This is a genomic window from Streptomyces sp. AB3(2024), assembly GCF_041862025.1.
GTDB lineage: Bacteria > Actinomycetota > Actinomycetes > Streptomycetales > Streptomycetaceae > Streptomyces.
The window spans coordinates 1-24,546 of the sequence record NZ_JBGWAB010000051.1; the positions used below are offsets into that span (position 1 = coordinate 1).

The 24,546-nt window shown below is 73.3% G+C and carries 17 protein-coding genes; 8 read left to right on the plus strand and 9 right to left on the minus strand.

What is annotated here, in order from left to right; all coding sequences use genetic code 11:
- The 6 genes from ACEPPI_RS20695 to ACEPPI_RS20720 all read left to right on the plus strand — a co-directional run.
- The coding region (locus ACEPPI_RS20695) for a hypothetical protein (protein WP_373916723.1) at positions 1-1,754 on the plus strand (1,754 nt) is incomplete at its 5' end.
- Between the two features lie 176 nt (positions 1,755-1,930).
- The gene (locus ACEPPI_RS20700; RefSeq protein WP_373916724.1) at positions 1,931-2,827 is read left to right on the plus strand and encodes a metal-dependent hydrolase; all 897 of its coding nucleotides are present in this window, start codon (positions 1,931-1,933) and stop codon (positions 2,825-2,827) included.
- Complete coding sequence (locus tag ACEPPI_RS20705) at positions 2,824-3,876, plus strand: 2Fe-2S iron-sulfur cluster-binding protein (RefSeq protein ID WP_373916725.1); 1,053 nt, start codon at positions 2,824-2,826, stop codon at positions 3,874-3,876. Before ACEPPI_RS20700 ends, ACEPPI_RS20705 begins: the two co-directional genes overlap by 4 nt.
- 48 nt (positions 3,877-3,924) lie before the next feature.
- Positions 3,925-4,632 carry a TetR/AcrR family transcriptional regulator gene (locus ACEPPI_RS20710; RefSeq protein WP_373916726.1) on the plus strand — a complete coding sequence of 236 codons (708 nt, stop codon included), beginning with the start codon at positions 3,925-3,927 and terminating at the stop codon, positions 4,630-4,632.
- A gap of 30 nt (positions 4,633-4,662) precedes the next feature.
- On the plus strand, positions 4,663-5,187 hold the full coding sequence (locus ACEPPI_RS20715; protein WP_373916727.1) for an N-acetyltransferase family protein: 525 nt from the start codon (positions 4,663-4,665) through the stop codon (positions 5,185-5,187).
- Between the two features lie 144 nt (positions 5,188-5,331).
- On the plus strand, positions 5,332-5,943 hold the full coding sequence (locus ACEPPI_RS20720) for a polysaccharide deacetylase (protein WP_373916728.1): 612 nt from the start codon (positions 5,332-5,334) through the stop codon (positions 5,941-5,943).
- A gap of 61 nt (positions 5,944-6,004) precedes the next feature.
- Here ACEPPI_RS20720 and pulA read toward each other — a convergent pair whose 3' ends face one another.
- The 4 genes from pulA to ACEPPI_RS20740 form a co-directional block, all read right to left on the minus strand.
- The gene (gene pulA, locus ACEPPI_RS20725; RefSeq protein ID WP_373916729.1) at positions 6,005-11,344 is read right to left on the minus strand and encodes a pullulanase-type alpha-1,6-glucosidase; all 5,340 of its coding nucleotides are present in this window, start codon (positions 11,342-11,344) and stop codon (positions 6,005-6,007) included.
- A gap of 44 nt (positions 11,345-11,388) precedes the next feature.
- Positions 11,389-13,095, minus strand: a complete 1,707-nt coding sequence (locus tag ACEPPI_RS20730) for a carbohydrate-binding module family 20 domain-containing protein (RefSeq protein WP_373916730.1) — start codon at positions 13,093-13,095, stop codon at positions 11,389-11,391.
- A 121-nt stretch (positions 13,096-13,216) separates the two neighbouring features.
- Positions 13,217-13,897: a response regulator gene (locus ACEPPI_RS20735; protein WP_373916731.1), complete on the minus strand. Its 681-nt coding sequence runs from the start codon at positions 13,895-13,897 to the stop codon at positions 13,217-13,219.
- Positions 13,894-15,108: a sensor histidine kinase gene (locus ACEPPI_RS20740; RefSeq protein WP_373916732.1), complete on the minus strand. Its 1,215-nt coding sequence runs from the start codon at positions 15,106-15,108 to the stop codon at positions 13,894-13,896. The genes ACEPPI_RS20735 and ACEPPI_RS20740 overlap by 4 nt, the downstream gene beginning before the upstream one ends.
- A gap of 139 nt (positions 15,109-15,247) precedes the next feature.
- Between ACEPPI_RS20740 and ACEPPI_RS20745 the strand changes: the two genes are divergently transcribed.
- Positions 15,248-16,708, plus strand: coding sequence for an alpha/beta hydrolase (locus ACEPPI_RS20745; protein WP_373916733.1), 1,461 nt, complete (start codon positions 15,248-15,250; stop codon positions 16,706-16,708).
- A gap of 79 nt (positions 16,709-16,787) precedes the next feature.
- On the opposite strand, the gene ACEPPI_RS20750 is transcribed toward ACEPPI_RS20745, so the two are convergent.
- The 5 genes from ACEPPI_RS20750 to ACEPPI_RS20770 all read right to left on the minus strand — a co-directional run bounded on the left by ACEPPI_RS20750 (position 16,788) and on the right by ACEPPI_RS20770 (position 22,689).
- Entirely contained in the window at positions 16,788-17,807 is a 1,020-nt protein-coding gene (locus ACEPPI_RS20750; protein WP_373916734.1) for a LacI family DNA-binding transcriptional regulator, read from the minus strand.
- A complete protein-coding gene (locus ACEPPI_RS20755) occupies positions 17,795-19,399 on the minus strand; it encodes a glycoside hydrolase family 13 protein (RefSeq protein WP_373916735.1) in 1,605 nt (534 codons plus the stop codon). Before ACEPPI_RS20755 ends, ACEPPI_RS20750 begins: the two co-directional genes overlap by 13 nt.
- 49 nt (positions 19,400-19,448) lie before the next feature.
- The gene (locus ACEPPI_RS20760) at positions 19,449-20,240 is read right to left on the minus strand and encodes a sugar ABC transporter permease (RefSeq protein WP_373916758.1); all 792 of its coding nucleotides are present in this window, start codon (positions 20,238-20,240) and stop codon (positions 19,449-19,451) included.
- 125 nt (positions 20,241-20,365) lie between these two features.
- Positions 20,366-21,406, minus strand: a complete 1,041-nt coding sequence (locus tag ACEPPI_RS20765; protein ID WP_373916736.1) for a carbohydrate ABC transporter permease — start codon at positions 21,404-21,406, stop codon at positions 20,366-20,368.
- An 8-nt stretch (positions 21,407-21,414) separates the two neighbouring features.
- Entirely contained in the window at positions 21,415-22,689 is a 1,275-nt protein-coding gene (locus tag ACEPPI_RS20770; protein ID WP_373916737.1) for an extracellular solute-binding protein, read from the minus strand.
- 222 nt (positions 22,690-22,911) lie between these two features.
- Here ACEPPI_RS20770 and ACEPPI_RS20775 point away from each other — a divergent pair, with 222 nt between their 5' ends.
- Positions 22,912-24,534, plus strand: a complete 1,623-nt coding sequence (locus ACEPPI_RS20775; protein ID WP_373916738.1) for a glycoside hydrolase family 13 protein — start codon at positions 22,912-22,914, stop codon at positions 24,532-24,534.
- Positions 24,535-24,546 lie beyond the last annotated feature (12 nt).

Sequence of the window (24,546 nt, forward strand, 5' to 3'; positions counted from 1 at the left end):
CCGATGTGGGCGGGGGGCGGGGGGCGGTTACCGGGGAGGGGCGGGGGGGGGTCCCGGCCCCCCGCGGCGGGGCGGGCGGGGCCGAGTCGGGGTACGCGTACGTACGGCTGCGCGTGCTGCGCTCCGCCCTGGAGGCGGGGATCCCGCTGACGTTCCGGGCGCTCCCGCTGCGCGGGCAGCTGCCCTCGCCGCTGCCCCGCGTGTGGGGGCTGCGGCTGTTCCCGCGCGCCGGCGGGGCCGAGGAGCTGGCCCTGGACCAGTGGCTGGCCACGCTCAACGGCCCGGGGAGGGCGGCCTGCGTCCTGCGGGCGCTGGAGGGGCTCACGGAGGCGGAGGTGCTCCGGGTGCTCGCCGAGGCCGGGGTCGCCGATCCCGGGGCGGCCGTCGCGGAGTCCGGGGATCCGGCGCACGACGCCCTGTTCGCCTCCCCCGAGTTCGACCCGTGCGTGCTCCAGGCCCGGCCCACCGACCTGTTGCGCCGGCGCCGGTTCGCGCGGACCTCGCTGGCCGGGGCGGCGGCCCTCGCGGTGTGCGGGGCGCTGCTCGCGCTGCCGGGCGGCGGCTGGGGCTCCGACGGGCCCGCCGCCCCGCCGTACGCGCGCAACGCGGCGGCGGAACAGGCCCTGGATCCGGGGCTGCTGGTACGGGTCGCGCCCACCGTGTGGCGCACCTCCTCCCGTACGGACTTCTCCGCCTGGCCCGCGCGCGGCGACCGCGCCGAGGACACGGAGCTGCTGCGCCGGGCGCTGGCGGTGTGGGCCCGGCCCGGCAAGGCGGTGGTGGTCTCGGCCACCCCGGGCACCCCGTCGGGGCCGCCGATGGGCCCGCCGCAGCTGCTGTTCGCGGGCGTCGTCGACCAGGCCGTGGTGGTCCTGCTGTACGACGGGCTGCGCGTGGTCCGCTATGCGGAGCCGCGCTCCGGAACGGCGGGCGCGGCCCTGGACTTCGCCCGGACGGACGGGGCGTCGGCGGACACGGCGACGGGGCTGGTGCTCAGCCGCGTCGACAACAACGTCCGCTACCTGACGGCCCCCTGGGTCACCGGGGCCGCGCTGCGCGACCTCCTCAAGCCCGCCGAGGCCCCGACGGCGCTGAAGCTCACCCCTGAGGGGATCACCCCGCCGGTGCTGGGGCCCGCGCCGGGCGGGAGCTGTACGAGCTGGAACGCGCTGTCGCTGACCGGGGACGGGGCGACCCGGCTGGTGACGGACCTGGGCGAGCTGCCCCCGGCCCGGCTCACCTCGGGCGCCCCGGGTGCGGCGCGCGACGTCACGGAGGCCGCGGAGCTGGGCGAGTGGGCGCGGATCGCGTGCCTGCTGCCCTCGGTGCGCTCGCACGGGGTGCGCACGGTCAACGCCTGGACGTACGCGAAGCAGCCGCTGCCCGAGGGCGACGGGGCGGCCACCTGGCTGTGCACCCGGGCGGAGACCTGGCAGGGCACGGCCGACCGGGTGCAGGCGCAGTTCCTGGCGCCGGGTGCGCCGCTCGCGGCCCAGGCGGCCAAGGCGGAGGGCTCGGCGGCGTGCGGGCCCCGGGAGCCGCGGGTGCTGGCCGGGGTGCTGTGGAAGTCCCACGCGGGTCAGTGGTACGTCCTGGCGGCGGGCAGCGCGCAGTTCGCGTCGCTGTCGGTGTCCGGTGGCGGGGTGAGCGGGTCGGCGAACGGCAACCGGCTGGCCGTGAAGGCGCAGGAGGGCGCGCAGGTGGACCTGTCGGGAAAGCTGACGGACGGCACGAAGGCCGGGGTGCTCCGCTAGGTTCCGGGGCCGGGGGAGGCCGGGGCTGTCCGTCGGATGCGGGCCGGTGGTGGCTGGGCGCACAGTTCCCCGCGCCCCTGGGGGCGGGCCGCGTCGGCCGCGGGTCGGTGGCGGTTGCTCTTATTCGTGGCGCCCGAGGGGTTTTCCTCTCCCGTACCCATCAGTACATTGACGCCATGTCTAATAGGCCGCTCGCGCCCGTCCCCGTGAAGACGGAACACACGGACCTCCACGCGCGGAACGTGTCCTTCGCCTGGGAGGACACCCCGCTCCACTGGCTGCCCGGCGACCCCTTCGCCGGGCACACCATCAACGTGCTGCACCTGCTGCTGCCCGCCGGTGAACGCTGGTTCGTGCACGTCTACAAGCAGGTGCTCCCCTACATCACGGACGAGCGGCTGCGCGAGGACGTCATCGGCTTCATCGGGCAGGAGGCGATGCACGCCACCGCGCACGACGACGTCCTCCCCCACCTGAGGCGCCTCGGCCTGGACCCCACCCCGTACACCGCCCAGGTGGACTGGCTGTTCGAGAAGCTGCTCGGCGACCGGACCCTGCCGCCCGGCAGGGCCCGCCGGTGGTGGCTGATGGAGCGGGTCGCGATGATCGCCGCCATCGAGCACTACACGGCGTTCCTGGGCGACTGGGTCCTCAACGCGGCGGAACTCGACCGCCGCGGCGCGGACCCGATGATGCTGGACCTGCTGCGCTGGCACGGCGCGGAGGAGGTCGAGCACCGTTCGGTGGCCTTCGACCTCTTCATGCACGTCGACGGCAACTACCGCCGCCGGGCCCGGACCTGGGCCACCGCCTTCACCGCCCTGGTCTTCCTCTGGCAGCGCGGCGCCCGCTTCTTCATGGAGAACGACCCCTCGCTGCCCGCCGCGAAGGCCTCCCTCGGCCAGTTCCTCCGGGCCGGACAGCAGGGGGTGCTGCCCTCCGCGGGGGCGATGCTGAAGTCGATCCCGACCTACCTCTCCCGCGCCTACCACCCCTCCCAGGAGGGCTCCACGGCCCAGGCGGTGGCCTACCTGGCCGCCTCTCCCGGCGCGAACGGCGGGGTGCGGCCGTGAAGCGGACCCTCGCCGTGACGGCGCTGGCGGGTGCCGCCGTACTGACCCGGCGGGCGCTGCGCGCCCGGATAGGCCGCTCCCCGCTGTGGCCGCTCCCCGCCCTGGAGACCCCGGTGTCGGGCCACTCCCCGCGCCGGCTGCTGCGGGCCCGCGTCACCGTCCGCCGCGAACCGGCCGACGGGGTCGTGCTGCTGACGCTGGAGTCGGCGTCGCCGACGGACCCGCTGCCGGCGTGGACCCCGGGCGCCCACGTCGACCTCGTGCTGCCCTCGGGGCTGGTGCGCCAGTACTCGCTGTGCGGGGACCCGGCCGATGCCGGGCGGTACACCATCGCGGTCCGGCTCGTCGAGGACGGCCGCGGGGGCTCGCGCGAGGCGCACGCCCGGCTGGTGGAGGGGGCGCTGCTGGAACTGCGGCCGCCGCGCAACCGGTTCGCGCTGCTCCCCGCCCCGTCCTACGCGTTCGTCGCGGGCGGCATCGGGATCACCCCGATCCTGCCCATGCTCCGCGCGGCCACTGCGGCGGGCGCCGACTGGACCCTGCTGTACGGGGGGCGTTCGCGCGCCTCGATGCCGTTCCTGCCCGAACTCGCCGTCTACGGGGACCGGGTCACGATCGCGCCGCAGGACGAGACGGGCCTGCCCGACCTGGGCGCGCTCGCCCGGACGGCGCCGGGCACCCCGGTCTACTGCTGCGGGCCCGAACCGCTGATGCGGGCCGTGACGGAGGCCGCCGCCCCCTCGGCGGTGCACCTGGAGCGGTTCGCCCCGGCGGCGCCCGGCCCGGCGCGGCCCTTCACCGTGGAACTGCGCCGCTCGGGCGCAACCGTCGAGGTCGCGGCCGGTGAATCCGCCCTGACGGCGGTGCGCCGGGCGCTGCCCGCCACCCCGTACTCCTGCGAGCAGGGTTTCTGCGGAACCTGCCGGCACCGGGTCCTGGAGGGCGAGGTGGAGCACCGCGACGAACTCCTCACCGACGCGGAGCGCGCGGACTCGATGCTGCTGTGCGTCTCGCGGGCGGCGGGCGGGCGGCTGGCCCTGGACCTGTAGCGACGGCGCAGGGGACTCCCCGCCCGCGGGGAGAAGTAGGGTGTCGGCATGACAACCGGGGTGCGACGCAGAATGGGTGTCGAGGAGCGGCGGCAGCAGCTGATCGGGGTCGCCCTGGAGCTGTTCAGCAACCGGTCGCCCGACGATGTGTCGATCGACGAGATCGCGGCGGCCGCCGGGATATCGCGGCCGCTGGTCTACCACTACTTCCCCGGCAAGCTGAGCCTGTACGAAGCCGCGCTGCGACGGGCCGCCGACGAGCTGGCCGATCGGTTCCGCGAGCCCCACGAGGGCCCGTTGGGGGCGCGGCTGCTGCGGGTGATGGGCCGGTTCTTCGCGTTCGTCGACGACCACGGGCCCGGTTTCTCGGCGCTGATGCGCGGCGGTCCGGCGGTCGGCAGCAGCCGGACCAACGCGATGATCGACGAGGTGCGGCAGGCGGCGTACGAGCAGATCGTCAGCCACCTCGGCATCGTGGCGCCGCCCGCGCGGCTGGAGCTCGTGGTGCGGTCCTGGGTGTCGCTGGCAGAGTCGACGGCGCTGATCTGGCTGGACGGCCGCCGGATCCCGCGGGCCGAGCTGGAGCTGCAGCTGGTGCACGACTTCGCGGCGCTGGCCGCGGTGAGCGCCGCGTACGACGCGGAGATGGCCGGCATCCTCGTACGGATCCTGGCCGACGAGCCGGCCGACGGGCCCTTCGGTGAGCTGGTGGGGCGGCTGGCCGGGCTGGTGCCGGGGCCTCCCTCGGGAGGGTGAGGGCCGGGTCCCGGAGGCGATAATGCCCGCGTGATCATTGACGACGGGATCTTGTTCCGGCAGGCCGGGGAGAAGGACGCCGGCACGCTGGTGAAGCTGTACGACCAGGCGGCCCGGTGGATGCGCAAGCAGGGGATCGACCAGTGGAAGCCGGGCGACAAGGACACCGCGCACTTCCGCGCCGTGATGCGCGACGGCGAGGTGTGGCTCGCCGAGGACGCCGACGGCCGGGTCGTGGGCGCGTACGAGCTGTGGTGGTCCGACGAGGACGCCTGGGGGGTCCAGCCGCCGGTGGCGGGCTACGTGCACCGGCTGATGGTGGAGCGGGAGGCCGCTCCCCCGGGCACCGGACTGCGAATCCTCGATCACGCGGAGCGGCGGATCGCCCGGACCGGGCGGGAGCGGGCGCGCCTGGACTGCGTGTCGTCCAACCCGCGGCTGCTGGCGTACTACCGGGACGCGGGCTACCGGGTCGTCGGTGAATTCCCCACGAAGCAGGGCAAGGACGGCCGGGTGTACGGGGTGGTCCTGCTGGAGCTGCGGCTCGACGTCTGAGGCACAGCCGGTCCCGCGCGCGCAAGTATGCGGCGTGCGCCATGTTTTGTCCCCTTTCGGTTGCAAAGCCCGCAACCGGTATCGGCGGGCTCCGGGGCGCCGGTAGAGATGGTCTCGACCAGTCGGTACCAGGAGGGGAACACCATGAGGAATTCCATGAGCAGGGCCGCCGGAGTCGTGCTGGGCGTCACGCTGGCGGGGGTGCTGGGGGCCACGGGGGTGGCCACCGCCCAGACCCAGCCGTCCGCGCCCGCCCCGGCTCCTTCGGCGGCGGCTCCGGCGAAGGCCGTCGAGGCTCCCGCGTCGGTGATCGCGGACGTGCAGGCGGCGGCCGCCCGGCAGAAGTCGCTGGCCCCGGCCGCCCGCACGGTCTGTTACGCCGCCCACGTCGAGGGCATCGGATGGCAGGGCGCGGTGTGTGACGGCGCGGTCGCCGGGACCACCGGGCAGAGCCGCCGGATGGAGGCGGCGGTGATCGCGACCAGCGGCACGGGCGGTGTCTGTGCCAACGCCCACCTGGCGGACATCGGGTGGCAGGGCTGGGCGTGCGCCGCCGACGGCAAGGCCGTGACGGTCGGCACCACCGGCCAGTCGCGGCGCATGGAGGCACTGGGCCTCCAGGTCGGCAACGGCAGCGTGGCCGCGCAGGCGCACGTGGCGGACTACGGCTGGCTGAACGCGGTCAGCGGGAACCCGGTCTACGTGGGCACCACCGGCCAGTCGCGGCGGATGGAAGCCGTCCGCATCTGGGTCTGACCCCGAGGGGCGGGCGGGACGGTGCCGGACCGCGGCCGGCACCGCCCCGTCCCGCCCGCGGTCAGGACTTCTTGAACACGGCGACCGTCCGCGCCGGGGCGGTGAACGCTCCCGTCCCCGCGTCGTACCCGGACCGCTTCACCACCGGGTCCGAGCCGCCCGCCTGGAGCGGGTGCAGCGCGTAGCGGGTCCCGGCGAGGGCCGGGACGCGCTGGGTCCGCTCGTCCGGGGTGGCGTTGAAGACCACGACGAGGTCGCCGAGGGTCATCGTGATCACGCCCGGGGTCTCCTCGGGGCCCGACAGCGGGAAGCCCAGCCGCTCCTGCACGGCGGTGGCCGTGGTCAGGGCGAAGGCCGGTTCCGTCGTCCGTACGCGCAGCAGGTCGCGGTAGGCGGCCGAGGCCCCGTCGATGTCGGCGCAGCCGGGGACGGCCGCGGTGAGCAGAGGTTTCGCGTAGGGCCACTTGGCGCGGTTGTCGGCGGCGGGCGGCAGGCCCCGGCCGAAGCCGTTGCCGGCCCGGCAGTCCCAGTGGATGGCGTTGAACCAGTCGCCGCTGTCGAAGGAGTTGCGGTCCAGGGACTTCGAGCGGAGCAGGTCGCTGCCGGCCTGGGAGAGGGCCGGGCCCTGGGAGAGGGCGGCCGTGGCCATGGCGAGGACCTGTGCGCGGGCCCGGTCGGCGGTGGACGTCCCCGCCGGGAGTTTGTAGGCCAGCGCGTCGTGGAGGGATTCGTTGTCGTGGGCGTCCACGTAGGCGAGGGCGTCGCCGGGGGCGGCCGCGTAGCCGGCGGGGGCGCCGTTGTAGTCCACCTCGGAGCCCTTGACCCGGCGGCCGGTGGAGTCCGTGAAGACGTACGGGGCCAGGTTGCCGGAGAGCCCGATCTTGATCAGGTCCTGGTCGTGCAGGAGGCGGGCGCGCTGCTCGGCCGGGGTGCCGTTCGCCGGGGACCCGTTGGGGGCGGTGAACAGTCCGGACGCGAAGCCCTGGACGCGCGGGTCCTCGTCGAAGGGGCCGCCGCCGCGCACGGCGTCGCGGGCGCGGTCGGAGAAGGTGGCGATGCCGGTGCCGGCCATGTTCTTCTGGGTGGCCTGGACGAAGCGGGCGTCGTCGGCGACCTCGCCGAAGTTCCAGCCCTCCCCGTAGAGGACGATCTTCTTCCCGTCGACCCCGTCCTTGGCGGGGGTGAGCTCGTCGAGGGCCTTGCGGACGGCCAGGATGTTCGCCTTCGGGTGGTGGCCCATCAGGTCGAAGCGGAAGCCGTCGACCTTGTACTCCTTGGCCCAGGTGACGACGGAGTCGACGACGAGGCGGCCCATCATGGCGTTCTCGGGGGCGGTGTTGGAGCAGCAGGTGGAGCTGGCGACGCTGCCGTCCGCGAGGAGGCGCTGGTAGTAGCCGGGCACGATGCGGTCGAGGACGGACTTGTCGGACTGCCCGGAGGCGACGGTGTGGTTGTAGACCACGTCCATCACGGTCCGCAGACCGGCCCCGCCCAGGGCCTGGACCATCCTGCGGAACTCGACGGTGCGGGCCGTTCCGTTGGGGTCACTGGCGTACGACCCCTCGGGGACGGTGTAGTGCAGCGGGTCGTAGCCCCAGTTGAAGCCGTCCTTCGCGGCGGCGGCCGCCACGCAGGCCTGCTGGGACTCGGAGTCGGGGGCGTAGACCTTGAGGTCGCAGGCGGGTGCGGTGCGGTCCTTCGGGTTCTCGGGGACGGTGCCGAAGTCGAAGGCCGGGAGCAGGTGGACGTAGGAGGTGCCGGAGGCGGCCAGTTCGCGCAGGTGGCGCATGCCGGCGGAGTCGGTGTCGGTGAAGGCCAGGTACTGGCCGGGGTGCTTGCTGGTGGCGTCCGCGACGGAGAAGTCGCGGATGTGGAGTTCCTGGATCTGCGCGTTGTTGAAGGGGACGGGGGCGGGCTTGCGCAGGTCGCGCCAGCCGGGCGGGGCGAGCTTCGGGTCGGCCAGGTCGACGGCCAGGCTGTACGTGGAGTCGGTGGTCAGGGCGGTGGAGTAGGGGTCGGTGACCAGGTTGCGCACGATCTGGCGGGTGCTGGGCGCCCAGACGGTGACGGCGTAGCGGTAGGGCTTGCCGGTCCAGGAGCGTTCGCCGCGCACCGACCAGACGCCGGTGGCGTCGTCGCGGCGCATGGGGACGGTGCGGCCGTCGAGTTCGAGGGAGACCTGGCGGGCGGTGGGGGCCCAGACGGAGAGGGTGGGGCGGCCGTCCTTGAAGACGGGGCCGAGAGGGGCGTTGTTGCTGTAGAGGTCGTCGAGTACGCCGGCGAGCTGGACGCCGGTGGCGGCGAGGACGGCTCCGTTGGCGGCGCGGGCGCTCGCGACGAGCTGCCCGCGCAGGGCTTCGCGGACCCGGCCGCGGTCGCGGGGGTCGACGGTGAAGGCGGTGTACGGGGCCAGGTGCGGGAACTTCTGCTTCTGGGCGGGGGTGAGCTCGGTCCGGGCCAGCCGCAGCCACGCGGCGCCGCCCTCGTGCAGGACGCCGCCGTCCGTGGTGATCCGGCCCTCCGGGGAGGCGAGGAGCTGGGTGGAGGCGGCGGCCGCGGGGGCGTTCCAGGCGAGGGTGTCGCGGTCGATCCAGACGGCTTCGGCCTTGGTGAGGTCGAGGGCGGCGGCCGATCCGGCGGGCTGCGGGAGCAGGTAGGGGGCGCGGCCGCCCAGCATCCACACCTCGTGGCCGGTGGCCTTGAGGTCGAGGGACTGGTCGGTGGGGAGGTCCTTCTCGTCGCCCTCGTGGAGGATGTAACTCAGGCTGGTGGCGCCGGGGGCGAGGGGGACCTCGTAGACCGCGCCGTAGGAGTCGGTGCGGGTGGGGAGCAGCGGCTTGGACCAGTCGGTGGGGTTGGCGGCGCCGGTCCACACGTGCAGGCCCCAGCCGTCGTACGCGCCGTCGGGGCGCTGGTAGTGCAGGACGGCTTTGGTCTGGTCCTGTGGCGGGTAGGCGGGGCGGTCGGTGCGGACGGCCTCCTTGCCCTGTTCGAGCCAGATCTCCCCGGTCTTGGTCAGGTCGAGCGTCCGGTCGGCGGCGACGTCCTTGGTGCCGTCCTTGTCGATGACGAGGTAGCCGAGGGAGGAGGCGCCGGGCTTGAGCCGGACGTACGCGAAGGCGCCGTAGGCGTCGCGGCCGGTGAAGTCGTGGCCGGCGGGCCAGGGGGTGGCTTCGCCGTCGGCGAGGTCGCCCCAGGCGTAGAGGCGCCAGTCCGTGTAGTCGCCGTCGGGGCGGTTGTAGTGGACGACCGCGTAGTCCCGCTGGGTGGCGGTGGGGACCGGGGCGGGCGGGACCTGGCCGGAGACGGACCCGGCGAGGGCGCTCGCGGTGCGGCCGGAGGCGTCGACGACGACGGCCTTGTAGCGCAGGGCGGTACCGGCCGGGGCCGTGATGTGCTGGGTGACCTTGTACGGGGCGTGGTCGGCGGAGCCGAGGACCTGCCAGGGGCCGGTGCCGGTCTGGGCGGCGAAGACGACCCGGTTCAGGCCGCCGCCGGTGACGTCGGCGGAGAGTTCGACGGTGCCGGTGGCGCCGGCGGCCGGGGCCTTGAGGGTCAGGGCGGGCTTCGTGGCGGGGGGCGCGAGGGGGGCGGTGCCCTGGAGGACCACCGAGCCGAGGGCGGGGACGGTGACGGTGAGTTTCCCGGCGGCCGAGGAGCGGATCACGGCGGCGGCGCCGCCGTACAGGGTGCGGTACTCGGCACCGGCCGGGGCGTCGAGCTCGACGGTCCGGGCCCCGGCACCGTTGTTGGCGGCGACGAGGTACTCGGTGCGGGTGCGGGCGTCCGTGCGGGCGAAGGCGTAGACGGAACCATCGGCGAAACGTTCGCTCTGGACGCCGTCCCGCAGGGCCGGGTGGTCCTTCGTCAGCTTCGAGAGAGCACTGATCTGCCGGTAGAGCGGGTGTCCCGGATCATAGGCGTCGCTCGCGTGCGTCCGCTCCGTTCCCAGCTGGTCGTCGTCCAGGTAGTCGGCGATGCGGGTGGCGAACAGCGGCTGGCGGGCGTCCTTGTCGCCGCCGGATCCGGTGAAGCCCTGCTCGTCACCGGAGTAGACCACCGGGTTGCCCCGGGAGAGGAACATCAGCTCGTTGGCGAGCCGGTAGCGGTCCAGCAGCTCCTGCTCCCCCGCCCCCGGCCGGTCCTGCTTCAGGAAGGTCCCGAAGCGGCCCATGTCGTGGTTGCCGAGGAAGGTGACCTGCTCGTACGCGTTCGCCTTGTCCGTGGTGTACCGGTAGTCATCGGCCAGTACGGAGCCCAGCCGGCCGGCGTCCGCGCCCTGGGAGGCGTACGCGCGGATCGCGTCCTGGAGCGGGAAGTCGAGCGTGGCGTCGAGGCGCCCCCACGTCACGTACGGGGAGGTGACGGCGGTGTCGGCGGAGTAGACCTCGCCGAACATGAAGAAGTTCTTCCGGCCGTGCCGGGCGGCGTACTCGTCGAGGGCGGTGGCCCACTGCGTCCAGAAGGGGGTGTCGACGTGCTTGACGGTGTCGATGCGGAAACCGTCGACGGCGAAGTCCTTCACCCACTTCTCGTAGATCTTCTCCATCCCCTCGACGACCTCGGGGCGCTCGGTCCACAGGTCGTCGAGGCCGGAGAAGTCACCCTGCCCGGAGGATTCCCCGGCGAAGGTGGAGTCGCCCCGGTTGTGGTACACCGCCGGGTCGTTGAGCCAGGCGGGCACCTTGAGGTTCTTCTTCGCCTCGGGCACGAAGGGGGTGCGGGGGAAGGTGCCGGGACCGGTCCGGGGGAAGTCCTTGCCGTAGTCGCCGTCGTCGAAGGGCACGCCGTCCTTCGTCAGGTACGGGAAGGCCCCCTTCGACAGGTAGTCGTGGGAGCCCTCCCGGTAGTCGACGACGTCGGCGGTGTGGTTGGTGATGACGTCGAAGAAGACCTTCATCCCCTTGCGGTGCGCCGTGTCGATGAGCCGCGTCAGATCGGCGTTGGTGCCGAAGTGCGGGTCGACCTGAGTGAAGTCGGTGATCCAGTAACCGTGGTAGCCGGCGGACTCGTTCTTTCCGGTGCCCTGGACGGGCTGGTTCTTGAAGATCGGCGCCATCCAGATCGCGGTGGTGCCGAGGCCCTTGATGTAGTCGAGCCGGTCGGTGAGCCCCTTGAGGTCCCCGCCCTGGTAGAAGCCCTTGTCCGTGGGGTCCAGGCCGGTCTGTGAACGGCTGCCGGTCAGACCTCCCCGGTCGTTGCCCGGGTCGCCGTTCGCGAAGCGGTCCGGGAGCACGAAGTAGAACTGCTCCCGGGTGAGGTCGTGCCGGGCCGGCTCGGCGGCCAGTTTCGCGTCCGGGGGCGGGACCGGCGCCCGGTCGGCGGCGGCCGTCGCGGGGAGGGCGGGCAGGAGCGTCACGGCCAGTGCGGCGGCGAGCGCTCCTGCGGCGGGGCGTATCAAGGCGGGTCTCCTCGGGTACGGGGCGGAGTGGGCCGGGTGGCGGGTCAGTTGCGCCAGGTGTCGGTCAGCGTGACCGTGCCGTTGGCCGGGACGGTGGCGGCGCGGTTGGCTCCGCTCTCCCAGGTGACGTTCCCGGCGGCGTCCTTGCGGACGTACTTGTAGGCGAAGGCGGTCCCGGCGGGCAGGGCGGCGTCGAGCTTCCAGACGGGGTAGGCGGCGGAGGAGAGCCTGAGGGCGGCGCCGGTGTTCCAGTTGCCGAGCTCGGGGCGGTCGCCGGTGACGTAGAGGTCCTGGCCGGGCACGGTGGTGGCGTTGACGGCGAACGAGGCGCCGGCGGCCGGGGCCGCGCAGGTACGGGCGTCCACGTGCAGGGCGAGGGCGGTGCCCGCGCCGAGGGTGGCGGTGAACCGGCCGCCGGAGTCCACGCTCACCGGACGGCCGCTCTGCACGTCGCAGTAGGAGCCGGCGGGGAGGGAGGTCTGGAAGGTGCGGGTGAGGGGGGCCGTCTCGTGGTTGATCGCCACGTAGGCCTTGGCGCCGCGGCCGAAGGCGATCTGGTCTCCGCCGTTGTCCCACCAGTCGGTGACGGCCTGGCCGCGGGCCGCGTTGCGGAAGGCGACCATGGAGGAGATCTCGCGCCAGGCGTGCTGGCACTTCCAGCCGTCGGCGTAACAGGCGTTCACGGTGCCGCCGTTGGGGGGTCCGGCGTCCCGGTCGGTCCACTCGTAGCCGGAGTGGACGTCGGGAGAGCCGTAGGGCCAGGCCAGCATGAAGACGTTGGCCAGGGTGTAGTCGGACCCGTTCTTGTAGGTGAGGGTGTCGCCGCCGCGCTCGGTGTCGTGGTTGTCGACGAAGACCCCGGCCTGCCCGCCCGGCATGTAGCCCCAGGCCTCCCCGAAGTTCTTCAGGTAGGCGAGGTTCTCGCTCTGGAACACCCGCTTGAGGTCACGGGCGTAGCGGAACTCCTGCACGTCCCCGTTGCCCAGGTACTCGGTGGGCTGGACGGCTTCCCCGGCCCCGTATATCGCCTCCTGCTTCCAGTAGGCGCCCGGGTTGGTCAGCCGGGACTTGATGGCGGCGAGGTCGGCGGCGGGCATGTGCTTGGCGGCGTCGATCCGGAAGCCGTCCACGCCCAGGGAGAGCAGGTCGTTGAGGTACCCGGCGATCCGTCCGCGCACGTAGTCCTCCCCGGTGTCGAGGTCCGCGAGCTGTACCAGCTCGCAGTTCTGGACGTCGGCCCGGTTGCGGTAGTCGGAGATCGTCGCCCGGCAGTCGTCCATGTCGGCGCCGGAGTAGAGGCCGGGGTAGTCGTACTTCGTGTACGGGGAACCCCCCGTCCCCACACCGTCGTTGGCGGCCATGTGGTTGATGACGGAGTCGGCGACCACCTTCACGCCGGCGGCGTGGCAGGCGCCGACCATCCGCTGGAAGGCGGCCCGGTCCCCGAGCCGTCCGGCGATCTTGTAGCTGACGGGCTGGTACGAGGTCCACCACTGGGGCCCCTGGATGTGCTCCTGGGGCGGCGACACCTGGACGTAGCCGTACCCGGCGGGCCCGAGGGTGCCGGTACAGGCGGCGGCGACGGAGTCGAACCGCCACTCGAACAGCACGGCGGTCACGTCCTTCCCGCCGGGCGGCGCCGCCTGCGCCTGCGGGGCCTGGGCGGTGAGGGTGGCGGCGGCGAGGGCGACTGCGGCGAGCGCGGTCCCCGGAACTCTGCGGGCTCTGCGGCCTGTTGCGGTGCGGGGCATGGGGGCCTCCTGGCGGAGAGGTGGGGGATTGCCGCTGACCGTAGGTGCCGCCCAGGCGTGTTGCAAGAGATTGCGCAAGAGATTGCAGAATTGTTTCCGGCCCACCCCCCGGCCCGGCCCGTCAGCCGGTGAACCCCGGCACCACCAGACCGGACTCGTACGCGATCACGACCGCGTGGGTCCGGTTCTGCGCGCCGAGCTTGGTGAGCACGTTCCCGACATGCGTCTTCACCGTCTCCAGGCTCACCGTGAGCGACTCGGCGATCTCCGGGTTGGACAGGCCGGTCGCCATCAGCCGCAGCACCCCTTCCTCCCGCCCCGTCAGCGCCGCCCTCGGCAACGCCTCGGCGGAGCCGCGCGGGCGGGCGGCGACCATCCGGCGCAGCGCCGCCGGGAAGAGGACCGCCTCCCCCGCGGCCACCACCCGTGCCGCTTCCGCGATCTGCCGGACCGGGAGCCGCTTGAGGACGAACCCGCTGGCACCGGCACCGAGCGCGGCGGTGACGTAGCCGTCGTTCTCGAAGGTGGTGATCACCACGACCTTCGGCGGTTCCTCCGGCCCGGCCAGCAGCAGCCGGGTGGCCTCGATCCCGTTGCGGCGCGGCATCCGCACGTCCATCAGGACCACGTCGGGCCGCAGGAGCCGCGCCCGTTCGACCGCCTCGACCCCGTCGGCGGCCTCCCCGGCCACCGCGATCCCCGGCTGCGCGGCGAGCAGCGTGCACAGACCGCTGCGGGTCACCTCGTCGTCGTCGGCGATCAGGAGCGTGACGGGGGCCGGACCCGCGTCGGCGCCGGTCATGCCGACACCCGGACCGGCAGACGGACCGCCAGCCGCCAGCGCCCCGGCCCGTCCGGTCCCGCCGCGATCTCACCGTGCAACAGCCGTACGCGCTCGGTCAGACCGGGCAGACCGCGCCCCGACGCGGGGAAGGAACCCGGGGCCGGCCCGGTCCGGTTGACCACGCCGATCTCCAGCGCGGCCGGCGTGAGCGCCACCCGGACCTCCACCGGCCCGCCCGCCCCGTGCCGCAACGCGTTGGTCAGGGCCTCCTGCAGGATCCGGTACGCCGCCCGGGAGAGCGTCCCCCGCACCCCCGCCAGGTCGCCGGACAGGTCCGGCTCCACCATCGCGCCCGCGTGCCGCAACCGGTCCAGCAGCTCGGGCAGGTCGGCGAGGGTCCGGGTCGGCGCCGTCGGCGCCTCCTCCTCGCGCAGCACGCCCAGTACGTGGTCCAGGTCCTCCAGCGCGGCCCGCGCCGACTCCTCGATGCCGCGCAGGGCGGCCCGCGCCGCCGCCGGATCGGCGGACATCACCTCGCCCGCGACCGCCGCCTGGATGGTGGTGGCGGTCAGCGCGTGCCCGATCGAATCGTGCAACTCGCGGGCCAGCCGGTTGCGTTCGGCCAGCCTCAGCTCCCGCTCGGCCGCCAGCGCGAGCCTCTCGGCCGACGACGGCCCCAGCAGCCTCGGCGCCAGCCACCGCAGGGCACCGGTCACCGCCACGCAGCCGGCCGCCGCCACCAGCAGGCAGAGGATCGCCGCCACCCAGCTGCCCCGGCCGCCGCCCGCCACGCGTACCGTCCGGCCGAACAGGCTCAGCCCCGCCTCCGCGCGGAACCGGTCCCCCGGAAGGGTCAGGCCCGCGCACAGCAGCACCCCGCTCACCAGCGCCCCCGTCCACCCCAGCACCACGTGCAGCAGCAGCCAGAGCGGGGTCCGCCAACGGTCGGGGCGGCCCGGACCCGCGGCCACCGGATCCGGCAACGGGACCCCCAGCAGCCGGCGGGCGCCCACGATCAGCACCCGCCGCGTGGTGCGGGCCAGCCCGGCCGCGCCGATCAGCGCGGCCCAGAGCACCAGGGCCAGGGCGGTTCCCGCCGGCCCCGGAGCCAACGCCCAGGCGACGGCGGCGAGGAGCGGGAGCGGGAGGCCCAACAGCACGCCGCAGTAGGCGAAGAGCGCACCCGTGTACGTGGAGCCGCGCAGCAGCGGCCGGATTCCTTTGATCATGATCGGCCAGTATGACCAGCCGGTTCACCACCGGCCTCCCCCGATCGGGGGAGCTTCTCCTCCCGCGTTGCCGCGATGCGCGCCCTGCGCCCCGCGGGCCAGGATCGGCGTCCACCCGCAGTTCAGGAGAACCCTCATCATGCGAACCGGACGAACGACATCCCTCCTCGCGGTCGTCGCGGCGGCGGCCTTCCTCGCGACGCCCGCCCCTGCGGCGGCCTCCGCCGCCCCACCACAGCCCCGGTGGCAGCGCTGCGGCGCGTCGACTCCCGCCGCCCTGCAGTGCGCGACCCTCACGGTGCCGCTGGATTACGCCGATCCCGGCGGAAGGAAGATCGACATCGCGATGTCCCGCCTGAAGGCGAGCCGCCCGAAGGAACGCCGGGGAGTCCTCCTGCTCAACCCCGGCGGCCCCGGCGGACCGGGGCTGGAGCTGCCCGTCGACCCGGCGGTGAACCTCGGCGAGGAAGTGCGGAGCCGCTACGACCTCATCGGCTTCGACCCGAGGGGCGTCGGGCGGAGCTCTCCCGTCAGCTGCGGTCTGACCGCGGACGAGCAGGACTACGAGCGCCCGTACCGGCCCGAGACGTTCGCGAAGGACGTGGAGTGGGCCCGTACGGTGGCCACCAAGTGCCGGGCGAGGGCAGGTGACTCCCTGCGGCACCTCACCACCCGCAACACGGCACGTGACATGGACGCCATCCGGGCCGCGCTCGGCGAGCGGAAGATCTCCTACCTCGGTTTCTCCTACGGCACCTACCTCGGCGCCGTCTACGCCCAGATGTTCCCCCGGCACACCGACCGGTTCGTGCTGGACAGCGCCTCCGACCCCACGCGCGTCTGGCAGGGCATGTTCCAGGGGATGGCCGAGGGGGCCGACGCCGCCTTCGCCCGCTGGAGCGAATGGACCGCCCTGCACGACAGGGAGTACGGCCTGGGCAGCACGCCCGCCGAGGTCCGCAGGACCTTCTGGGACCTGGTCGCACGCGCCGACCGCGAGCCCGTCGACTCCGCCGGCGCACCCCTCACCGGCGACGGCATCCGCGCGCAGCACGCCAGGTTCGCCCACGTCGAGAAGGCGGCCGAATGGGTCGCCGCCCTGAAGAAGGCCGCCCCCTCGGCGGTGGCCCCCGCCACCCGGGAAGTCCCCCCGGACAACGACGCGTCAAGCGCCTGGGCCGTCCTGTGCGGCGACAGCCGCACGTGGCCGCGCGATCCGGAGCGGTACCGCCACGACGCGGTCCGCGACAAGGCCCTCCATCCCCTCTACGGCGATTTCGCGTCCAACATCAAGCCGTGCGCCTTCTGGGAGCAGGGCAGCGAGCCCCCGACGACGGTGGACAACGAGGTCGGCGCCCTGATCCTGCAGAACGAGTGGGATCCCGGCACCCCCCTGGCCGGAGCCCGGGCCATGCACCGCGCCCTGCACGGCTCCCGGATGGTCACCGTCGCCGGAGGCGAGGGACACATCGTCAACGGCACCGACCCCTGCGCGGACCGGGCCCTCGGCGCCTACCTGACCACCGGCGTCCTCCCGCCCCGTGACCTGACCTGCGGTACCCCGGCCACCGCGCCCTCGAACCCGCCCCGGACGACCTGACGCGTTCGAGGGCGCCGGGCAGCCGCACGGGTCGAGGGGGCGATGGCGGGCTCGCGCCGGAGGGCTCCCTGAAGCCCCCTCAACCCCCCTCGGGTACCGGCCCCGTGGACCCCCTGACCACCAGTTCCGGCTGGAAGACGTACTCCGTGCGCTGGACCGGGGTGCCGGCCACCGCTTCCAGGAGGGCGCCGACCGCCGCCGTGGCCATCGCGCGGACCGGCTGGCGGACCGTGGTCAGGGGCGGGTCGGTGAAGGCGATGAGCGGGGAGTCGTCGAAGCCGACCACCGAGACGTCCTGCGGTACCCGCAGCCCCCGTTCGCGGGCCGCGCGGATGACGCCGAGGGCCATCATGTCGCTCGCGCAGACCACCCCCGTGCAGCCCCGGTCCAGCAGGGCGCCGCCCGCCGCGTGGCCGCCCTCGACCGTGAACAGGGTGCGCTGGACCAGCCCCTCGGCCGCCGCGCCGGGCAGGGCCGCGAGGAAGCCCTGCTCCTTGCGGGCGGAGGGGACGTAGCGCGTCGGCCCGATCGCGAGGCCGATGCGGCGGTGGCCCAGCTCCTCCAGGTGCCGCACGGCCATGTCGGCGGCCGCCCGGTCGTCCGGGGAGACGAAGGGGGCGCTGATGGCCTCGTTGAAGCCGTTGATCAGGACGAACGGGACCCCGCGCGCCGCCAGCCGCTGGTAGCGCGCGGGGTCGGCCGACGCGTCCGCGTGCAGGCCGGACAGGAACACGATGCCGGTGACCCCGCGTTCCTCCAGCTGCTCCACCAGCTCGTCCTCGGTGGCCCCGCCCGGGGTCTGCGTGCAGAGCACCGGCGTGTAGCCGTGCCCGGCCAGCGCCTGCTCTATGACCTGGGCGAACGCCGGGAAGATCGGGTTGGTCAGCTCGGGGATGAGCAGGCCCACCAGCCCGTTGCTGCGCCGTTTCAGCCGTACGGGCCGCTCGTAGCCGAGCAGGTCGAGCGCGGCCAGCACCCGGTGCCGGGTGCCGGCCGCCACGCCCGCCTTGCCGTTGAGCACACGGCTGACCGTCGCCTCGCTGACCTCGGCCTGCGCGGCGATGTCCGTCAGCCGGAGCGGGGAGGTCACCCCAGCCACCACACCGCGCTGTCGGCCGGGAGCAGGTCCGCGTCCCCGGCCGGGGCCGTGCTGGCGAGCAGCACCGTCCCGGGCGCGGGCATCCGTACGGGCTCGCCCGTGGTGTTGACGGTGCAGACGAAGCCGCCGCGCCGGAAGGCCAGCACCCCGGCGGGGGCGGGCAGCCACTCCACGGCGTCGCCCGCGCCCAGTTCCGGCCGCTCGCGGCGGATGCGCAGCGCCGTCCGGTAGAGCTCCAGCGTCGACGCCGGGTCGCCGGTCTGCGCCTCGACGCTCAGCCCCGCCCACGCGGCGGGCTGGGGCAGCCAGCTGCCGCCCTCGCCGAAGCCGTACGGGGCCTCGGCGCCCGACCACGGGATCGGTACGCGGCAGCCGTCGCGCAGGCCCTCCTGGCCGTTCTCCTTGAAGAAGGACGGGTCCTGGCGGACCTCGTCGGGCAGGTCGGTGACCTCGGGCAGGCCCAGCTCCTCGCCCTGGTAGACGTACGCCGACCCGGGCAGGGCCAGCATCAGCAGCGCCGCCGCCCGCGCGCGGGCGAGGCCCTGCTCCCCGCCGCCGTAGCGGGTCACGTGCCGCACCACGTCGTGGTTGGACAGCACCCACGTCGTGGGGGCGCCGACGGGTCGCATCGCGTCGAGGGACTCGTCGATGGCGGCGCGCAGCGCGTCCGCGTCCCAGCCGGTGTTCAGGTAGTGGAAGTTGAAGGCCTGGTGGAGCTCGTCGGGCCGCAGGTAGAGCGCGGTGCGGTCGGCGCTGGGGGTCCAGGCCTCGGCGACGCCGATGCGGTCCCCGGCGTATTCGTCGAGGACGGTCCGCCAGGAGCGGTAGATCTCGTGGACGCCGTCCTGGTCGAAGAAGGGCAGGACCTGGTTGCCGAGCAGCTTGAGCTGTTCGCTGCGGCCGAGGTCGGGCAGGCCGGGGGCCTTGACGAGGCCGTGGGCGACGTCGATGCGGAAGCCGTCGGTGCCGAGGTCGAGCCAGAACCGCAGGATGGAGCGGAACTCGTCCTGGACGGCGGGGTGCTCCCAGTTGAAGTCGGGCTGTTCCGAGGCGAAGAGGTGCAGGTACCACTCGCCGTCGGCGACGCGGGTCCAGGAGGGGCCGCCGAAGAGGGATTCCCAGTCGTTGGGCGGCAGCTCTCCGTTCTCGCCCTGTCCGGGGCGGAAGTGGAAGCGTTCGCGCAGCGGGCTGCCGGGGCCTTCGCGGAGTGCCTGCTTGAACCATTCATGCTGGTCGGAGCAGTGGTTGGGGACGAGGTCGACGATGATGCGCAGCCCGAGCGCGTGGGCCTCGCGGATCACGGCGTCGGCGTCGTGCAGGCTGCCGAACATGGGGTCGATGGCCCGGTAGTCGGCGACGTCGTAGCCGGCGTCGGCCTGCGGGGAGGCGTAGAAGGGGCTCAGCCAGACGGCGTCGACGCCGAGTTCCTTGAGGTAGGGCAGGCGGGTGCGGATGCCTTCGAGGTCCCCCATGCCGTCCCCGTTGGAGTCGGCGAAGCTGCGCGGATAGACCTGGTAGATCACCGCTTCTCTCCACCAGCCGGGCAGGGTGCCGCTGGAGGTGGAGAGCGTTTCGGCGAGGTGCTGGGTCATGTCGTCCTTGGAGAGGTCGGGCCGGTGATGCGGGGGCGGGCGAGGGTGGTCAGCCCTTGGTCGCGCCCGCTGTCATCCCGGCGACGAGGTGGCGCTGGGCGAAGAGGAAGAAGATCGCCGCCGGGATGGCGATGAGCACGGAGGCCGCGCTCATGGCACCCCAGTTGGAGGTGTACTGGGTGACGAAGGTCTGCAGTCCGCCGGCGAGGGTGAGGTTCTCCTCGCCGACCATGAAGGCGGAGGCGTAGGCGACCTCGCCCCAGGCCGTGATGAAGGCGTAGAAGCCGGTGACGGCGAGGCCGGGCTTGGCGAGCGGCAGGATCAGGCGCCAGAAGGTGCCGAAGGGGTTGAGTCCGTCGACGCGGCCGGATTCGTCGATCTCGACCGGGATGGTGTCGAAGAAGCCCTTCATCATCCACGCGCAGAACGGCACGGCGATGGTGAGGTAGGTGATGATCAGGCCGAGGGGCTGGTTGAGCAGCCCGAGGTCGCCCATGAGGTTGTAGAGCGGGACGATGAGGATGGCCATCGGGAACATCTGCGTGATGAGCAGGGTCCACATCAGGGGCTTCATGCCGGGGAACTTGAAGCGGCTGACGGCGTATCCGGTGGTGGCGGCGATGAACACGCCGAGGACGGTGGTGACGCCGGCGACCAGGACGGAGTTGCCGAACCAGGCCAGGAAGTGGCTGTCCTCCAGCAGGTAGCGGTAGTTGCCGAGGTTGGGTTCCTTCACGAAGTCCGTGGTGATCGCGTACTTCGCGGGCTTGAGCGAGGTCAGCAGGATCCACAGCACCGGGAACACGGCGACGACGGACGCGACGAGGAGCGTGGCGTGCAGGCCGACGGAGGCGAGCGGGGAGCGGCTGCCGCGGGCGCGGGCGGTCTTCTCGCGGGCGCCCGCGTCGCGGGCGGTCCTCTCGCGGCCGGTCTTCTCGCGGGCGGTCTGTTCGGCGGTGGTCACGGTCACCACACCTCTCCCTGCTTGCGCAGCGAGCGCCGGTAGACCAGCGCGAAGATCATGAGCAGGGCGAGGATGAGGACGCCCCAGGTCGCGGAGCCGGCGAAGTCGCGGGGGCTCGCGATGAAGGCCTCGCGGAAGGCCTGGGTCACCAGGATCTCGGTGGAGTCGCCGGGGCCGCCCCGCGTCAGCAGGAAGATCACCGGGAACATGTTGAAGGTCCAGATGGTGGAGAGCAGGATCACGGTCATGCTGACGGCGCGCAGTCCGGGCAGCGTGATGTGCCGGAACCGCTGCCACGGCCGCGCCCCGTCCATCTCGGCGGCTTCGTAGAGCTCGCCGGGGATCGACTGCAGGCCGCCGAGCAGGGCGACCATCATGAAGGGGACGCCGAGCCAGACGTTGACGGCGATGACGGAGAACTTGGCCCAGGTCGGGTCGTCGAGCCAGGGCACGGCGGAGATGCCGCCGCCGTCGAGGACCTTGTTGAGGATGCCGTTGTCGCGGTTGAAGAGGAACCGCCAGGCGAAGACGGAGACGAAGCCGGGGACGGCCCAGGGCAGGATGAGGGCCATCCGGTAGGCGGCACGGCCCCGGAACTGCCGGTTGAGCATGGTGGCCAGGGCGAGGCCCAGGACGAAGGTGATGGAGACGCAGGCGACGGTCCACAGCACCGTCCACACCAGCCGCTGCCAGAAGACCGGGTCACCGAGCACGGCCGTGTAGTTGTCGAGCCCGACGAACTCGTACGTCGCCTCGATGTGGCGGACGCCGATGGTGCGGGAGACGTTGCGCTCGTTGGCGTCGGTGAGCGACAGGTAGACGCCCCGGACGAGCGGCCACCCGATGATCACGCCGAGGACGAGCACCACCGGGGCGACCATGGCCCAGGCGTACCAGTGCGTGGCGAGGGCGCGGCCGAGGCCGCGGCCGGGCCGGGGATTTCCGTTGGCGGTCGCGCGGCTGGGGCCGCGGGCGGCGCCGGAGTTCTCCCCGGCGTCCGCGCCCGCGGCCTTCGCCACCGACCGGCTGGTGTCGGTAGCCATCGTCCTCGCTACTTCCAGGCCTTGAGGATCTTGCGGAACTCGACGCCGGCCGCCTTGGCCGCGTCCTCGGGGCTGGAGGCCCCGGTGACCGCCTTGGTGTACTCGACCTTCAGCGGCTCGAAGAGGGAGCCGTTCTCCGGGATCCAGGCGCGCTCGACGGCCTTGTCCACGGCGGGCTTGAAGAACTGGACCATCTCGCTGGCCTTGACGTCGGGCTGCTCGTAGGCGGCGGTGCGCGTCGGCAGCAGGCTCAGGTCCTTGGCGGACTGCACCTGCACCTCCTGCGAGGTCATGTACTCGACGAAGGCGTGCGCGGCGGCGGTGTTCTTGGAGCCGGCGTAGACGGCGAGGTCGTGGCCGCCCTGCGGGGCGCCGGCCTTGGCGGAGCCCGCGGGGACGGGGGCGACGCCGAGGTTGGCCTTGTCCTTGAACTGGTCGCCGGCGTAGCTGTCGGCGACGGCCCAGGGGCCGTTGATCATCATGGCGACCTCCCCGGACTTGAAGGCGGTCTGCATGTTGGTCCAGCCGTCGGTGGCGTTGGTGACCGCCGCGCCCGAGGTGACCAGGTCGCGGGCGGCCTTGAAGGCCTTGACGCCCGCGGCGTTGTCGACGGTGACCGTCTTGGACTTGGCGTCGACCAGGTCGCCGCCCTCGCCGTAGATGAAGGGCAGGAACCAGTAGGAGTCGTCCCCGCGCAGGTAGAGGCCGGTCTTGCCGGTCTTGGCCTTGATCGCGGCGGCGGCGGTCTTCAGCTCCTCCAGGGTCTTGGGGGGCTGGACGCCGGCGTCGGCGAGCATCTTCTTGTTGTAGAAGAGGCCGAGGGTGTCGATGACCTGCGGGACGGCGTAGGTCTTGCCCTCGAACTTGCCGCTGGCGGCGGCCTGCGCCAGGAACTCGGCGTCGACCTTCTTCGCGGTGTCGGCCGGGACCTCGTCGAGGTAGCCGAGCGAGGCGAAGTCGGCGACCCAGCCGACGTCGGCGCGGATCACGTCAGGGGCCTGGGAACCGCTGCTGAAGGCGTTCTTGACCTTGTTCTGGGCGTCGCCGTAGGGCACGTTGACGTACTTGACGGTCACCTTGGGGTGCTTCGCCGTGAAGCCCTCGGCGATCTTCTGGAAGCTCGCCTTCTCGGCGTCGTTCGAGGTGTCCCACCAGGTGACGGTGCCGGAGAGCTCGCCGCCGGCCTTCGTGTCGCCACCGTCGCCCTTGGTGTCACCGCCGCAAGCCGTCGCCGCGAGCGCCAGGGTCGCGACCAGCGCGGTGGCCGCTATGCCACGCCGCATATGAACTCCTTCGATGATCCCGGCCGCGCCCTCGCGGTCCCGAGTTGCCGAGAACGTAACAAGCCTGAAAGCCGACCGAAAGACCTTGCGGCAAATTTCTGCAAGACGAGCTGATCGTTACATCCGTGTGTCCCTACGGTTGCCGCAGCTTGCTTTCAGTTCGAACCCGCTTCGATTCCACGGGCCCGCAACCAGGGGGCGCGTACCCGCGTTGACCCCGATATGACCCACGAGTTGACGGCCCTCTCGCTTGCAAGCGCTTCCAGCAACCCGACGGCGAGCCGCGGCTGGTGGCGCGATGCCGTCATCTATCAGGTGTACGTGCGCTCCTTCGCCGACAGCGACGGCGACGGCGACGGAGACCTGCGCGGGGTGCGCGAGCGGCTCCCCCACCTGGCCCGGCTCGGCGTGGACGCGGTGTGGCTGACCCCCTTCTACGTCTCCCCGCAGGCGGACGGCGGCTACGACGTCGCCGACTACCGGACCGTCGACCCCCTCTTCGGGGACCTCGCCGACGCCGACGACCTCGTACGGGCCGCGCACGAGCTGGGCCTGCGGGTCATCGTCGACCTGGTCCCGAACCACACCTCCGAGCGCCACCCATGGTTCCTGGACGCCCTCGCCGACGTGCCGGGCGCCCGCGCCCGCTACCTCTTCCGCCCCGGCCGGGGCGCCGACGGCGCGCTGCCGCCCAACGACTGGGAGTCCGTCTTCGGGGGCCCCGCCTGGACCCGCGTCCCGGACGGCTCCTGGTACCTGCACCTGTTCGCCCCCGAGCAGCCCGACCTCGACTGGGACCACCCCGAGGTGGTGGCGGAGTTCGCCTCCGTCCTGCGGTTCTGGCTGGACCTGGGGGTGGACGGCTTCCGCGTCGACGTCGCCCACGGCATGGTCAAGGCCCCCGGCCTGCCCGACATCGGCCGCGGCGCCCAGGCGACCCTGATCGGCACCGAGCCCCTCCCCTTCTTCGACCAGGATGGCGTCCACGCCATCCACCGCTCCTGGCGCCGCCTGCTCGACTCCTACGGGGGCCAGCGGATCGGCGTCGCCGAGGCCTGGGCGCCCACCTCGGAGCGGCTCGCCCTGTACGTCCGCCCCGACGAGCTGCACCAGGCCTTCAACTTCCGCTTCCTCAACTGCCCCTGGGACCCGGAGCGGATGCGCGTCGTCATCGACGAGTCCCTCGCCGCCACCGCCTCGGTCGGGGCGCCGACGACGTGGGTGCTGTCCAACCACGACGTGGTGCGGCACGTGACCCGCTACGGCGGCGGCGCCCGGGGCCTCGCCCGCGCGCGGGCGGCGGCGCTGCTGATGCTGGCCCTGCCCGGGTCGGCGTACGTCTACCAGGGCGAGGAGCTGGGCCTGCCCGAGGTCACCGACCTGCCCGACGAGGTCCGCCGGGACCCGGCCTTCCGCCGCTCCGCCGGGCAGGAGGGCCTGCGCGACGGCTGCCGGATCCCGCTGCCCTGGTCCGGGCCGTGTCCGCCGTACGACTTCGGGCCGGGCGGCAGCTGGCTCCCGCAGCCGGCCGACTGGGCGGGGCTGAGCGTGGCCGCGCAGACCGGCGACCCGCACTCCACGCTGGAGCTGTACCGGGCCGCGCTGGAGCTGCGCCGGGCCCTGCCCGGCCTCGGCTCCCCGGACGCGGGCCCCCTGACCTGGCTCCCTTCCCCCGCGGGCGTCCTCCTCTTCACCCGCCCCGGCTTCGCCTGCACCCTCAACACCCGCCCGTCCGCGCTGGAGATCCCCTCCCCCGGCCGCCCCGTCCTCTCCAGCTCACCGGTGGAGACGGACGGCCGCACGGTTGCGCTCCCGCCGGATTCCTGCACGTGGTGGGCGTTGTGAGCCCGGGACCGG